The sequence below is a fragment of the Klebsiella sp. GN_Kp190 genome (assembly GCF_040061795.1).
Classification (GTDB): Bacteria; Pseudomonadota; Gammaproteobacteria; order Enterobacterales; family Enterobacteriaceae; genus Klebsiella; species Klebsiella michiganensis.
The window spans coordinates 195,774-209,413 of record NZ_JBEAFN010000027.1; the positions used below are offsets into that span (position 1 = coordinate 195,774).

Consider the following 13,640-nt stretch of genomic DNA (forward strand, 5'->3'; position numbering starts at 1 on the left):
CTTCGCTTAAGCACCTTTCTATCGATGATAGCTTTTTATGTTAATTAAACAAACCAACTAGTAGGTAGAATTACTATCAAGTTACATCCTGCAGGAGTGAATGATGCGTGAATTAACCCTTTACAATGAAGATAATTTTAGAGAAATCGAGAGGCATGAAGGGGTTGCGGTGGTGCGCTTCTCTGCCCCCTGGTGCCCACCTTGTCAGATGAGCGAAGACATTTTTAACCATTTTGCCGAGCAGATAGAAAGCGACGTCAAAGTCGGCAAAGTGAATGTGGATCTGGCACCGGTACTGACCACCAAATATGAAATTTGGGGACTGCCTTCCGTACTCATGTTCAAGGATGGGCAGTTGGTCCAGCGTATACCGGGTGTTAAATCGGCAGGGTTTTATCAGCAAGCATTGTCAGAGCTGAAAAAAGGGCAGTGATGCCATTTTATCTATGTTTAAAAAAGTCTCTTAGCGGTCTGATGCATCATCGGCAAGCGGTTACCCCTCGTTCAGAGTGATAACCGCTTTGTTATAAAATAACCGACCAGTCTGCTTAGCGTTATTTATTGCGTTGGAAGGCCGGCATCAACGCTTTGTTATGTTCGATCACTTCATCCAATGCATTTTCAAGCAGTTGACCGCTTTTGACTAGGGGATTAATAACCAAGGCACGCCATGCCGTATACCGATTACCACTGATGGCTGCCTCAATGGTCAATTGCTCAAAGCTTTTCATCAGTTGAATCAGACGAAGTACATCTTCCGGGAAAGGTTCGACATTCAGTGGTATAGGTCCTGAACGGGTGATCATTGAACTGACCTCAACCGCACAGTCATCCGGCAGGCCCGCAATCGCACCATCGTTTCGCGTATTGACATGCATGATGATGCGTTTGTCGTTATATATTGCGCTCATCAATTCACATGCCGCATCCGAATAGTACTGCCCTCCCCGACCTTCCAGCGCTTTCGGTTTCTCGGCGAGTTCCGGGTTTCGATAAATTTCGAATAGTTCTCTTTCGAGCTCCTTTACGATCTCACCACGAGTCCCTTCCCCTTGTGCTTCGCCAAGCTCCTGACGGTACATGTCGTCGCTCATGTAGTAATAACGCAGGTAGGGGCAAGGTATCATTCCCATATTCGCCAACAACCGATCCGGCCATTTGAAAGGAGGAATATTTTTAGGCACCAAAGGATCATTCCCCTCTGAAATCAGCTCAATAACCTGAGGCAGCTTATCCTTACCTTCATGAAAAATATGGCGCGCAAAAATGAAGTGATTAAGTCCCGCGACCTGCATGATAAATTCATTGATGTCACTGACACCTAAAGCACTGGCAATACCTTTTTGCATGATAACAGGCACATTGCACAGCCCTACGGTTTTGACTTTGCTGTATTTCAGTATCGCTTCAGTGACCATTCCCGACGGGTTGGTAAAGTTCAGCAACCAGGCATCCGGGCACAGTTGTTCCATTTCTTTCGCTATAGCCAATGCAATCGGGATAGTGCGGCATGCATTGGCAAACCCACCCAGCCCATTGGTTTCCTGACCGATCATGTCGTATTTCAGCGATATCCTTTCGTCGCTGATCCGTGCTTCCAGGCAGCCGGCCCTGAACTGAGAACAAACAAAATCGGCACCGAGCAGTGCTTCTGTGCGGTCAAGGGTTTCATAAACCGGTATATCCAGCCCATTTTTTTCCAGCATCCGTCGGGTGAGGCCAGCAATGATCGCCATTTTTTCACGGCCATCCTCAATATCAACCAGCCATAACTCGCGGATCGGAAATTCATTTTGACGCTTGATAATGCCTTCCATCAGTTCAGGTGTGTAGCTTGAACCCGCTCCAATAACCACTAACTTAAGACCCTTCATTAGATATTCCCCTCATCGTTGTTGTCAGGACGTCTGTTGGGCCAATTAAAGAGGACAAGGGGCTTAGTGGACAAACGATCAATTCCGGGGTATGCATTACTGTAAATAATGCATAAGAAAAATTAAGAAGGAAAATGATGAATGCTCGCTCAACAGAACATACTGGCACTATTGCATACGTTTGAAACGGCAGCACTGCATATGAGCTTTACTAAGGCGGCGACTACCCTCAATCTGACGCAAGGGGCCGTTAGCCAACGCATTCGTTCTCTTGAATCCATGCTCGGATTCAGGCTATTTATCAGAATGACCAGAAAGCTTCAGTTGACCGATGAAGGGGAGCGTTTACTTGGCGTACTCGCGTTTTCACTTAAACGCATCAGTGATGAAATAGAAGATATTCGCGTGCAGGGGCTGAGAGGAACCTTGTCTGTCGGCCTTCCACCTACCTTCGCTTTTCTCTGGCTGATGCCGCGCTTACCGGTATTTACCGAACGGTGGCCGGGGCTGAATATCAATTTCAGAGTGAGAGCCGGTCTGGTAGATTTTAATCTTGAACGGGTAGATGTCGCTATCTACTACAGTAATCTGAAATACCCCGATCTCTACTGCGAACGGTTATCTGAAGAGACGCTGGTTCCCGTCTGTATTCCATCTCTTGCAAAAAAAATCAGGCAAGCAAACCATTGGTTAGCTGAAGTCCCATTCATTCATACGTCTGAATCCGTTGACTCCCAGAATGTTTTTTCCGAATGGCGAGAATGGTGCAGGGAGTCTGGCAAAAACCTGCCTGTTGAAGATAATTTTTTGAGCTTCAACAATTGTCAGATGTCGATTGAAGCGGCACTCAATGGCGGCGGTATCATCATGGGCAGAAAACGACTCATTCGACATTACCTCGATGAGGGCCGACTGATTGCCCCTTTTGAAATAGAAATACCCGCCGGGCGAGGATATGACCTCATTATGCCACGAGAAAACCTTAACCGACCAGGCGTTCAGGCTTTGGCCGAATGGGTAAGAAATGTGTTTAACGAGGAATAAAGTCTGTTTTCGTTCTGATAAGTGGCAATGTAAGTCATATCAGACCTAATGCCAGAGAGCATGATGACAATGTCTGTCAGAAGTGAAAAAAGGGCAGTCATGCCCTTTTATATTTTCAACGCGATAACTATTGCGCTTTCAGTTGCTTAATCGCATCCAGCGTACGTGCGGAATAGACAACGGCAGCGCCTGCATTCAGGTTGATTGCCACACCCAGGGCTTCAGCAATTTCTTCTTCTGTGGCGCCAGCTTTAACGGCAGCTTCGGCATGGACGGCGATGCAACCATCACAGCGAGTCGTCACCGCACAAGCCAGTGCAATCAGTTCACGCACTTTCGCGCCCAGGAGGTTGGTCTTATTGCCGGCGTTGCCCAAAGCCATGACGCCTTTTAGTGTTTCCGGGGTCAACTTACCCAGATCACCAACACGTTGCATCACTTCTGAGCGGTATTCATTCCAATCTAACATGGGGTCATCTCCAGAATTATTTTCTTTTAACAATCATTAGGATCTGTTCAAGCGTATCGTTGAAAAGCTCAGGCTTATTAATCGCCCGGGAAACAACGCTTGCGCCCTCGCATAAATTCAAAATAAGCAGAGCCATTTTTGATGGCAGCAGGTCAGCAGTCAGCTCCCCTGCATCAACGCCACGGCTGACAATCTTGGTCAACCAGGCAATCTGCATATCGAAATATTCGGTCGCCTGTACTCTGATATTCGGTGGCAGATTGGCCATTTCCGAAGACAAAGCACAGCATAGCGGCATACGCGACGTGCGATAGCTTTCGATGAAAAGCTCTACATAGGCGGTAAGCATCTGCGCAACCGTATTCTCCGTCGCTTCAATCTGTTCAAATCGGTTTTTGGTATCGGTATGGGCCTGAATCACCACTTGTTCGCCCAAAACGTCTTTTGTTGGGAAGTGGTGATGAATACTGGCCTTGGTGATACCAATGCTCTTTGACAAATCAGCATAGCTGAATGCAGAGTAACCCCGTTCGCGCATCAGATGGTCCGCTTCATTCAGAAGCCTTTCTCGTGTCATGACTGACATATAATCCTCACAATTATAATCTACTAGTTGGTAGATATTATCTGCGCCTGTTGTTCCCTGCAAGGGGACATCAGTTCACAACAGCGATTTAACCTTCTCTGATAACGCGTTTTGGTCGGGGTTAATAGCCATCAGGCAGTAGGGAAATGACAGTGTTCAGGCATTTCCCTCTCTGAGGTTTACCTACACCAACCGGGTATCAATACTGACCGGGTTCGCCAACGTATCGTGGATCGGCGAGCTTTCTGGCAGTGCACGAACCATTTCTTCAAGCTGTTCACGGCTGGCGGTCGGACTGGAGAGCTTAACGCCAACACGGATCGCTTTCGCCCCGTTGCGAACTTTTTCGTCAAGACCCAGGAAACCGTTCAGATTAATGTCGAAGTTCAGGTCAAGTTCAATACCATCAAGCTCAATGCCCTTTTCTGCCGCCATCACAGTCAGAGTCGCGGTATAACAGCCGGCAAGTGCCTGCAAAATGTACTCAGCTGGGCCCATACCGCTATCAGTACCCGATAAATCAGCAGGTTCATCGCCAACATTAGCAAATTTTCCGGAGCGACTGGTATCAACCTGGCCGTTCTGGATAGTCGCATGAGTTTCCACACGGACGGATACCCCACCGTTGGATTTACTCTTCATGTTAAAGGTGAGATTGCCCAGCTCTGGCTGCTGGCGAATAGCTTCTCGTGTACCGCGAATAACATTAGCGTCAGCAAAAGGTTTTTTTGAATTAGTCATGACAACTCCTGAAGTGTCGAGTGATCTCAAAGATAAGGTTGGTGCCAAACGCAATCAACCTACTAGATGGTAGATTACTTTAAGATTGAGGTGTTGTCTACCACTATGGGGGCAACTTCTTAAGATAGAGCTACAAACAGGGACGTAAACGCTGCGATATCTACATTATGCGATGTATCGTGCTGACGTCCGAGTTCGGCATCTTGCTAAGCATCTTAATCGCTTGTGAGCTATGACCTCCTGACGGCATAGAATCTATGCATCTTTAACAGTACCCAAGTATAGAAGCATAGTTTTCAGTAATTATTGAGTATGAAGGACTGATCAAAAGAAACAATATAGGCAATCATCATAAAAGTTATTTCTCTCGTACTAAATAACCGTTATAGACTGAAATCACAGAACGATTGACCGAAGTGAAATCAACATTCAGCAATTCAATTAGCGGGGGAGCGACCATATGGAAATCCACAACCGGACTCCAAATGTATATGACTTGCTTGAAATAAACAAAATCCTACTTTCAACTTCAAATAATGGTGAGTCATTTGAGAAAGACTTACATCTCAATGGATTCATAGAAAAACCATGGGGATATGAGTATAGAGTTTATTGTGATTCTATTTTTGATGTATGGCGCCTTCATATATCAAAGAATCAATCCACGTCAATGCATTGTCATATACTCAAAGACACCGTCCTTATATGCCTACATGGTGATGGCGAGACCAGATTTCTTGATGGTACACATCAGGCGTTAAAATCTGGGGACAGCATATATATTGCAAAAGGTGTATTCCATCAGACTATTTCGGGAAAATCAGGCATCGAATTAATCGAAGTTGAAAATCCAAGAAACAAATTCGACTTACTCAGACTTAAAGATAATTATGGCCGGCAAAATATGGCATATGAAAAGAAATCACAGGAACATGATCTTTTACCTCCTTTGCAACAGATAGCTGCAGGCACATTGATCAGAGAACATGACCTACACAAATTAGCATACTTTTCCGTCAAAAATCTTGATAGAAAAATGTTGAATGACGAGGATGATTTTATTTTTATTTCATTAGATGTAAAAAGCCATCTAATGGGAAAGATTCATATCCTACGAGCTAAAGATGCCATCTCAGAAATGTACTGTGGTCAGAATGTATTTTTAATTAACGTCCCGTAACGCAATAAGAAGGAAAATAACATGTCTAATCCGACACGAGTAGTGATAATCACTGGTCCAGGTTTTCAGGATCACGATGTAGTTTATACTTACTATCGTTCTAAAGAGGAAGGATACGATATATCTATTGCAACAAAGGATGGAAGTGCAGTGACAGGGAAATATGGCATCACTGTTCCTATGGATAAAAGATCCAAAGACAATATTAATTTTGATCAACTCAACGCCACTGATTTTGATGCTGTTATTCTCACTGGCGGTCATGAAGCGCCTGATAGAGTTCGCCAAGATCAGAGAGTTAAAGATTTTCTAAAGCAGATGGTAATACAGGGGAAAGTTGTGGCTGGGCTCTGCCATGGTCCCTGGATTATGATTTCTGCCGGTATTCTAAGAGACAAACTCACCTGCGCTTATGTTGGTCTGAAAGACGATATGGTTAATTCCGGCGCCAATGTAATTGAAGCAGATGTAGTTGTCGACGGGAATATCATAACTTGCTCCTATTATGCTGAATGTGGAAAATTTATGCGTCAGACATTCGATGCAATAGATAGATGGAAACGCGGCGAAACTCTTAAAGAACCGCTGGTGGTATAATTCGATGTTAATAGCAATGGATTTCGACGGGGTCGTGGTTGATGGAGTAGACGAATGCATGCTAATTACATGGAATGTATTACATGACAGACCTCTCAGTGATTTTAACCAAGATGTACTTCAAAACATCCCACGCCTGATGGCTAAACGATTCAGGAAATTAAGGAATTTTGTACGCCATGACGGTCACTTTATTGCCTCATTCACTGAATTTGGTAATGAAGCTATAGATAATGACAGATTCACTGCTATATATGAATCAATTCCAACTGAAGATAAGAAAATATTCAGGGATAAGTTCATCCATTATAGGAAGCTGGCAAGAAGTCTCTACCCTGATCTTTGGGCTGAACTACACCGTCCGCTATTGGATGTTTCAAATTTATTTGAAACAGCTAATGATATCTATATTGTATCAGGAAAGGATGAAGAGTCTATATTATACATTCTAAGTAAATATGGTTTAAACATACCCGCGAATAAAATATATGGGAGGATGACTGACAAAAACAAGACTCTTACCTTGCTAAAATCAATAGCCTTCGATAAAAACGAGGATATTCTATTTATTGATGACAATATCCAAAATGTTATTGATGCATTAGATCATGGCATTCAATCATTTTGGGCTAATTGGGGATACAACATCCCTGAGCATAAATTAATGGCACTTCAAAAAGGAATTAATGAATTAGATACCGAGGATCTCTTGAAATTAGTCAAGAAACCCTCTTAACGCAATATTATTTCAATTTTTTCTGTATGAGGAGTAATAACTCATGGCGAAAGAAATACTATGTGGTTTTGGAGTGGGTGTAGATGCCGTTGCAGGCTGGCTATCTTCTTATGGGGGAGAAGATTCTCCAAGCGATATATCTCGCGGTATGTTCGCTGGCGAAGTAGGTACTCCACGTCTTCTGAATCTATTTGACCAGTTTAATATCCCCACCACCTGGTTTATGCCTGGTCATTCCATCGAAACCTTTCCTCGGCAAATGGAAGCAGTTGTCAATGCTGGACATGAGGTAGGGGTTCATAATTACAGTCATGAAAACCCAATATCTATGTCGCCTGACCAAGAAAGAGAAGTCCTTCTAAAAGGCATTGACATGGTCACAAAATTAACAGGGAAGAGACCTACTGGGTATGTCGCTCCATGGTGGGAATTTTCTCCTGTAACCACAGATCTTCTATTAGAAAATGGCATCAAATATGACCATTCACTAATGCATCATGATCATCAGCCTTATTATGTCAGGAAAGGTGATTCCTGGACCAAGATAGATTATTCCAAGACACCGACCGAATGGATGAAACCGCTGGTACGCGGAGAAGAGACGGACCTTATTGAATTACCCGCCAGTTGGACAATCGACGATATTCCTCCTTTCATGTTCATGAAAACAAAACCCAACAGCCAAGGTTTCATGAATCCCAGGGACATCGAACAGTTGTGGAGAGATCAATTCGATTGGGTCTACCGTGAGCATGAATATGCGATCTTTACTTTTACGATTCACCCGGACGTATCTGGACGCCCGCACGTGTTAATGATGCTCGAACGCCTCTTAACTCATATGCTTGGTCATCCAGGGGTGAAATTCCTAAAATTGAATGACATTGCAGATGACTTTGCCAAGCGATCTCCACGGATAAAATAATGACACGGCAGCCGATAAGGCTGCCTGTTTTATGTATCTCAAACCATAAATCCGCTATTTTTTGATAGTTCGAGAATTCTGTCTCTTATTCCTGAAACGAGTGGGTTACGTAATGAGCTATCAATCCATACCAAATAGATTGAATTTATAGGGAGTCTCTCATGGACATTCACTTCAACGATCTGACCTCCTGCTATGCTTTGGGCGCATAAATACTCAGGCATCACAGTCCAACCAATATTTTCTCGGATCATTCTTTCTAAAATCCGCAAATCCGGTACAGTAATAGACGGACGAAGCAGTGCAAAAAATCGCGAAGAATCCTGGAAAACTTCCCTTATCAAGGGTAACTGTTCATCGTAAGCTATTAGAGGAAGCTTCGACAGCGTATCAATCACGTCCTCATTTTCTTTGAAGTTGTCTGCTATGAGTGACGCTACCACAACTATTAACTTTTCCATTCCAATTTCAGCATATCCAAATTTTTGTTTATCCGGCATAGAAGTTGTGAAACCTAGTTGACAACTTCCGTCCAGAAGACAGCTGTATATGCGCTTCCTATTTCCTGTCAAAACTTTAAATTTAATACCTTCATTGAATAATATTTTCACCAAGTACGGTAATTTTGACCACATTAATTCTGCTGGCCCGATGAAAGATACTGTCCCCGAGGACTTTCTTGTACGTGATCTAAGCATCGACAACTTCAGTTCAATCGTTTCTAAATCTGAAGCCACCAATCTCGCCAATTCCTCCCCATCCACTGTAGCCACCACACCATGTGAACGACGAGTAAAGAGAACACACCCGGTAAAAGCCTCAAGTGAATGAATGTGGGCAGACATTGCAGGCTGGCTTATGCCCAACCGCATTGCCGCTTTTGAAATCGAACCAGCTTTGTATACTTCAACAAAACTTCGTAACTGAACCAGATAGCTCATACTGCGCATCCTTAAGAGCCTGAAGCTCTCCGATTACGACATAAAATCGAAAGCCTGCACAGTATTATGTTATAAACATGTTCCGTTAATGCTTCTATACATATTAACTTATTTTAACAATTAAAGGATTTTATAGGGCAAGGATAGAACATATCAAGATAACCCATTGATATACCTATATTTTACGTGCGTTATACTGGTTGGCATTAAGGTTTCAAGCATGCCATGAGATTCGGATTGGCGTGTTGTCTTCTATTACATACTCTGGGGAGTGATAGTCGCTAAACCTTTAAATTGACTAAACAATCATTGTATTTTTATCTATTAACGTTGACGACCTCAACTCAAATCGAGTTATCACAAATTCCGTTGGTCAGTGAAGCGGTTAGCTTCTTTTAGACCGGTTCGGACTACCTCTCGGAACATTAATCATCATCCCATGGTGCCCGTTTCCATTTTTCAGTCATGAAATCAATAAATACACTTAGCCTACGGGGTATTGGTTCTCGCCGCGCCCGGACAACACTGATCTGAGATGTGTTTGCTTCCCAATCAGGCAGAACTCGGCAAAGTTTCCCAGCTCTCAATTCATCATGAATATCCCAAGTTTCTCGAAGAGATATGCCAAGCCCCGCCAAACTCCAGGCATGCAATACGTCTCCGTTGTCACTGATAAGGTTGCCAGTAACGCTGATGCTTCTTTCATGACCGGCTTTACGTAACGTCCATGAATTGTGTAAAAAACCCGGGTAAGCGAATACTAAGCAGTTGTGATTTAAAAGATCTTCTGGTCGCTCAATGGGTGGATGATTCTTCAGATATTCGGACGATGCGATGAGAATACGTCTATTATTTGCTATTTTTCTGGCCAGAAGGCGAGAATCAGCCAGATCCCCCATACGAATAGCCAGATCGAAATCACCACTATAAAGATCCTGGATTTGGTCAGATAACCTTAAATCAAAGCCCACCCTCGGATGTACTTGGCAGAATGCAGCGATCGCAGGAGCAACATATTTTCGGCCAAACGGTGCGGGCGCAGTCAAACGAATATTTCCGCTTAACTCCTCACTATCCCCTCGGGAAAGTTCCTTCATCTCATCCAGAACGGCCAACGCTACGCGAGCCCTCTCAGCTATAGCTCTGCCCTCGTCTGTAATACGTAGATTACGGGTGTTTCTTTCAAAAAGTGTAGTGCCAAGTGCAGTTTCCAGCCTGGCTATCTGCTTGCTCACCATCTTGGGGAGTATCTGTAGGTCTCGTGCTGCGGCAGAGAAATTGTTTCTGTCGACGACGTGTAAAAACACTTCAAGGTCGTCATTTCTCAAGTTTATTTTGTTCATTTTGGGGTAAGTGTTTGTCCGTTTAGGTCTATTTAAAGGATAAATAGATTGTTCCACAATAAGACTCAATATGACAAGTCTGTTATGTCGCATGCAGTCAGAAGAATTTTGCTTTAAGTCCCCCCATATAGAGGAAGTTAAAATGCCCAAACGTATCCTGTTTGTATTGACCAGCCATGACCGTAAAGGTCAAGCCGAGAGTAAAGATGCCGCACCCAGTGGTTTCTATCTTTCTGAGGTGTCTCACCCCTACGATGTACTCACAAAAGAAGGATATGAAATTGATTTCGTGAGTCCCAAGGGAGGCAAGACACATGTTGACGGTTTAGACCTCAGCGATCCGGTTAACGCCTCCTTTTGGAATAATGATTCCTTACGCGAGGCAACTAAAACCACATTAAAACCCTCGCAGATTGATCCTGACGTCTATGACGCCGTCTACTATGCAGGAGGGCATGCGACGATGTGGGATCTCCCTGACAATATAGAGTTGGCGGGTGTTTCATCACGAATTTATGAAAAGGGTGGCGTTGTCGCTGCGGTTTGTCATGGCCCCGCCGGATTGGTGAATATTCGGCTTTCCGATAATGAATATCTGGTTGCGGGCAAAAAGGTGTCAGCTTTTACCAACGATGAAGAACGTGCTGTAGGGTTGTACGACATTGTTCCATTCTTACTTGAAGACACGCTGAAGCAAAGAGGTGCTGAGCATCTTGCAGCCGCAAATTTTCAGCCACAGGTGATTGTCAGCGAGAGATTAGTGACCGGACAGAATCCCGCTTCCGCAAAAGGAGTCGCTGAGGCAATGCTGCCTTTGTTGGCTTCTATTGAAAATAGAAGAGCCTGAGTTATGAAAGAACGCATGCCTTTTGTTATATATGTCTTTGCACTCTGCGCTTTTGCTTTGGGATTCACTGAATTTGTCACGATCGGCTTAGTTTCCAGGATATCAGCTGATCTAAACGTCAGTGTCAGTCATGTAGGTACAGCGGTGACAGCCTACGCCCTCGGTGCCGTAATTGGTGCTCCGGGATTAACTGCGTTGGCAACACGATGGCCTCGTAAAAGATTATTACTTGTTGCTATGGGCCTGTTTACAGTTGGCAATGGTATCGTCGGTGCGTCTGAGTCCCTAACGCCTATGTTGATTGCAAGATTTGCTTCCGGTTTAGGGCACGGAGTGTTTCTTGCTGTTGCTTCAAGTGTGGCAACCCAACTGGCTGGGCGACATCGTGCTGGCGCCGCTGTTTCGGTCGTTTTTGGCGGTCTTACAATTGCGTTGGCATTAGGCGTACCACTTGGTACCTACATCGGTAGTCTGTTGAGTTGGCAGTCTATATTCATGGCAGTAACGGCAAGTGGAGCGATCGGTTTCATTGGATTGGCAATGCTGATGCCCACGGATCAAAATGATCCCTCCTTGCAAGCAAATGCCATGGACGGTTTAAAAGCCATGTTCAACCCACTACTGCTTGCGGGAGCAGGAATTACAGTTTTGGCCTATGCAGGATCTTTTGCCCTGTATACGTATATTTCCCCGATTCTACTTCAGGTAACGCATGTAGACGAGCGTACGAGTAGTTTGCTTATGTTGGTCTACGGCGTGATGGCCGCTATCGGGAATGTCTGGGGTGGTCGCCTGACTGACAAGCAAGGTGCAGATCGTGCCGTGATGACAATTCTTATTGGTCTGGCGATCGTCCTCTTTGCTATGTGGTTCTCTGTCTCATCCTTAATGTTAATGGCACTGTTTATTGGGTTGCTTGGAGCATTGACATACGCAGCGGTCCCCTCAATGCAAGCAAGAGTGATAGGGCTATCTCACATACATGCACCTGAAGCTCCAGCTGTGGCAGCAGGACTGAATATTGCCGGTTTTAACGGAGGAATTGCATTAGGGTCGCTATTGGGGGGGGTAGCACTGAATGTTACTGGTCTTACAAGCCCTACTTGGGTTGGAGGCGGAGTAGTAATCGTTGGTATTTTATGGATGTTATTACAAATAAATTCTAATAAAAGACGCACCACCTCCGATTACTCCTGATAGTACACATAGCATTTAAAATGGCTCAGTGAACACCAAATCACTGAGCCATTTTATTTTACCTCTTTGAAAAATGTCACAACAAAACATAGGTTATTTTTTATTTTATAAAATCAGCCCATATCATTCTGATCTATTTCATATCAATCAGAATTTTAAACATCTTTCAAAAACACAGCGAAATTCATCAGCAATATCATTGTGTGAAAGGAGATGTATTATGTCAGACAATCCAACTTGCCTAAACATTAGAGATGGAATTCCAGACTGGATAACTATAAGGGAGGCGGTAAGACTTCTCAATGCATTGAATGGGTGTAAAATAAGAAAAAGTGATTTTTATCGATTTGCTCTGCAAGGGAAAATTCGGTTTTCAATATATTTTCAATCCCCAGTAATATTGAGGAAAATTAAATCACGAAATCATAAATTAAAGCTAAGACCAATAGAAAATTCGTCAACGATGAAATCATTCATGCCTGCCGAAAGTTCCTTTGTCAACGAGAACAATTTAACTTTCAGTACTGAAGGAAGATATATCCACCCTGTACAAAGAGTCATTGACACAACATTACTCGGCTATGAATATGTCCTTATACAGCGTTTACTTGCACATTCATTAAAGATACCATCACCTGTAACAGGAGCAAAGTCGAATAATTATGGTATTACCGTCTGTTTATTGGGGGAATCGTTTCAACTTTTCGAAAAGATGACATGGCATGAAAGAATCGAACGACACGTAAAAAGGCTACCTAAAGATATTTCATCAGATGATTACGAAGATATAATACTAAACGCTACAAAGAAAGATTCGCATAAATATTATTTTCCTATGCATGAATTACCGAGTGATGCCTGCTTTGTCCTCAGAAAAAGTGAACTTGATAAGTTGATCAACAAACCGATCGAAAAAGAAATACTTCAACCGTCTCCAACTCGGATATCCACCCCTCTATCACGCCTCTTCTGGCTTGCCTGCAAAAATAATGAAACTATCAGTCCGTTAATCATGCAACCGTATAAATTATTGTCCATTTTTGAACAATGGGCATCTGAGGAAGGCATTACTGATCGATTCAGTGGCGACACGCTGAAGACAGCGCTTGAGCGCGGCTCGCCCTCTTCCATATCGGCACAAAAGTAAGATGATGTCCCTT

15 protein-coding genes are annotated in these 13,640 nt (G+C 43.7%); 9 read left to right on the forward strand and 6 right to left on the reverse strand.

Translation table 11 applies throughout. The annotated features are described in order from the left end of the window. Positions 1-103: 103 nt before the first annotated feature. On the forward strand, positions 104-433 hold the full coding sequence (locus ABLU67_RS15840; protein WP_015697014.1) for a thioredoxin domain-containing protein: 330 nt from the start codon (positions 104-106) through the stop codon (positions 431-433). Between the two features lie 121 nt (positions 434-554). Here the strand turns inward: ABLU67_RS15840 and ABLU67_RS15845 are convergent, their stop codons facing one another. Further along, a complete protein-coding gene (locus ABLU67_RS15845; protein ID WP_032693560.1) occupies positions 555-1,874 on the reverse strand; it encodes a 6-phospho-beta-glucosidase in 1,320 nt (439 codons plus the stop codon). Positions 1,875-2,015: 141 nt separating this feature from the next. Here ABLU67_RS15845 and ABLU67_RS15850 point away from each other — a divergent pair, with 141 nt between their 5' ends. Continuing rightward, positions 2,016-2,918 carry a LysR substrate-binding domain-containing protein gene (locus ABLU67_RS15850; protein WP_032693559.1) on the forward strand — a complete coding sequence of 301 codons (903 nt, stop codon included), beginning with the start codon at positions 2,016-2,018 and terminating at the stop codon, positions 2,916-2,918. A gap of 127 nt (positions 2,919-3,045) precedes the next feature. On the opposite strand, the gene ABLU67_RS15855 is transcribed toward ABLU67_RS15850, so the two are convergent. From ABLU67_RS15855 to ABLU67_RS15865, 3 genes are all read right to left on the reverse strand, one after another. Next, entirely contained in the window at positions 3,046-3,387 is a 342-nt protein-coding gene (locus ABLU67_RS15855) for a carboxymuconolactone decarboxylase family protein (RefSeq protein WP_032693558.1), read from the reverse strand. Between the two features lie 16 nt (positions 3,388-3,403). Then, positions 3,404-3,973, reverse strand: coding sequence for a TetR/AcrR family transcriptional regulator (locus ABLU67_RS15860; protein ID WP_024359925.1), 570 nt, complete (start codon positions 3,971-3,973; stop codon positions 3,404-3,406). 183 nt (positions 3,974-4,156) lie between these two features. Continuing rightward, on the reverse strand, positions 4,157-4,714 hold the full coding sequence (locus tag ABLU67_RS15865; RefSeq protein ID WP_032693557.1) for an OsmC family protein: 558 nt from the start codon (positions 4,712-4,714) through the stop codon (positions 4,157-4,159). Between the two features lie 460 nt (positions 4,715-5,174). Here ABLU67_RS15865 and ABLU67_RS15870 point away from each other — a divergent pair, with 460 nt between their 5' ends. The 4 genes from ABLU67_RS15870 to ABLU67_RS15885 are packed head-to-tail and all read left to right on the forward strand — an operon-like array spanning position 5,175 to position 8,152. Continuing rightward, positions 5,175-5,894: a cupin domain-containing protein gene (locus tag ABLU67_RS15870; protein WP_024359926.1), complete on the forward strand. Its 720-nt coding sequence runs from the start codon at positions 5,175-5,177 to the stop codon at positions 5,892-5,894. Positions 5,895-5,915: 21 nt separating this feature from the next. Further along, positions 5,916-6,491 (forward strand): DJ-1/PfpI family protein, encoded by a 576-nt coding sequence (locus tag ABLU67_RS15875; protein ID WP_024359927.1) that lies wholly within the window; start codon positions 5,916-5,918, stop codon positions 6,489-6,491. A 4-nt stretch (positions 6,492-6,495) separates the two neighbouring features. Next, positions 6,496-7,227 carry a hypothetical protein gene (locus tag ABLU67_RS15880; protein WP_049112354.1) on the forward strand — a complete coding sequence of 244 codons (732 nt, stop codon included), beginning with the start codon at positions 6,496-6,498 and terminating at the stop codon, positions 7,225-7,227. Positions 7,228-7,270: 43 nt separating this feature from the next. Continuing rightward, on the forward strand, positions 7,271-8,152 hold the full coding sequence (locus ABLU67_RS15885) for a polysaccharide deacetylase (protein WP_015689823.1): 882 nt from the start codon (positions 7,271-7,273) through the stop codon (positions 8,150-8,152). Between the two features lie 38 nt (positions 8,153-8,190). Here ABLU67_RS15885 and ABLU67_RS15890 read toward each other — a convergent pair whose 3' ends face one another. Both ABLU67_RS15890 and ABLU67_RS15895 read right to left on the reverse strand, forming a co-directional pair. Next, positions 8,191-9,093 carry a LysR family transcriptional regulator gene (locus ABLU67_RS15890; RefSeq protein ID WP_015689822.1) on the reverse strand — a complete coding sequence of 301 codons (903 nt, stop codon included), beginning with the start codon at positions 9,091-9,093 and terminating at the stop codon, positions 8,191-8,193. Between the two features lie 425 nt (positions 9,094-9,518). Next, positions 9,519-10,436: a LysR family transcriptional regulator gene (locus tag ABLU67_RS15895; RefSeq protein ID WP_032693554.1), complete on the reverse strand. Its 918-nt coding sequence runs from the start codon at positions 10,434-10,436 to the stop codon at positions 9,519-9,521. Positions 10,437-10,578: 142 nt separating this feature from the next. Here ABLU67_RS15895 and ABLU67_RS15900 point away from each other — a divergent pair, with 142 nt between their 5' ends. The 3 genes from ABLU67_RS15900 (at position 10,579) to ABLU67_RS15910 (ending at position 13,627) form a co-directional block, all read left to right on the forward strand. Beyond that, a complete protein-coding gene (locus ABLU67_RS15900) occupies positions 10,579-11,283 on the forward strand; it encodes a type 1 glutamine amidotransferase domain-containing protein (protein ID WP_024359930.1) in 705 nt (234 codons plus the stop codon). Positions 11,284-11,286: 3 nt separating this feature from the next. After that, on the forward strand, positions 11,287-12,480 hold the full coding sequence (locus ABLU67_RS15905; protein ID WP_049112356.1) for an MFS transporter: 1,194 nt from the start codon (positions 11,287-11,289) through the stop codon (positions 12,478-12,480). A 220-nt stretch (positions 12,481-12,700) separates the two neighbouring features. Further along, on the forward strand, positions 12,701-13,627 hold the full coding sequence (locus ABLU67_RS15910) for a hypothetical protein (protein WP_049112358.1): 927 nt from the start codon (positions 12,701-12,703) through the stop codon (positions 13,625-13,627). Positions 13,628-13,640 lie beyond the last annotated feature (13 nt).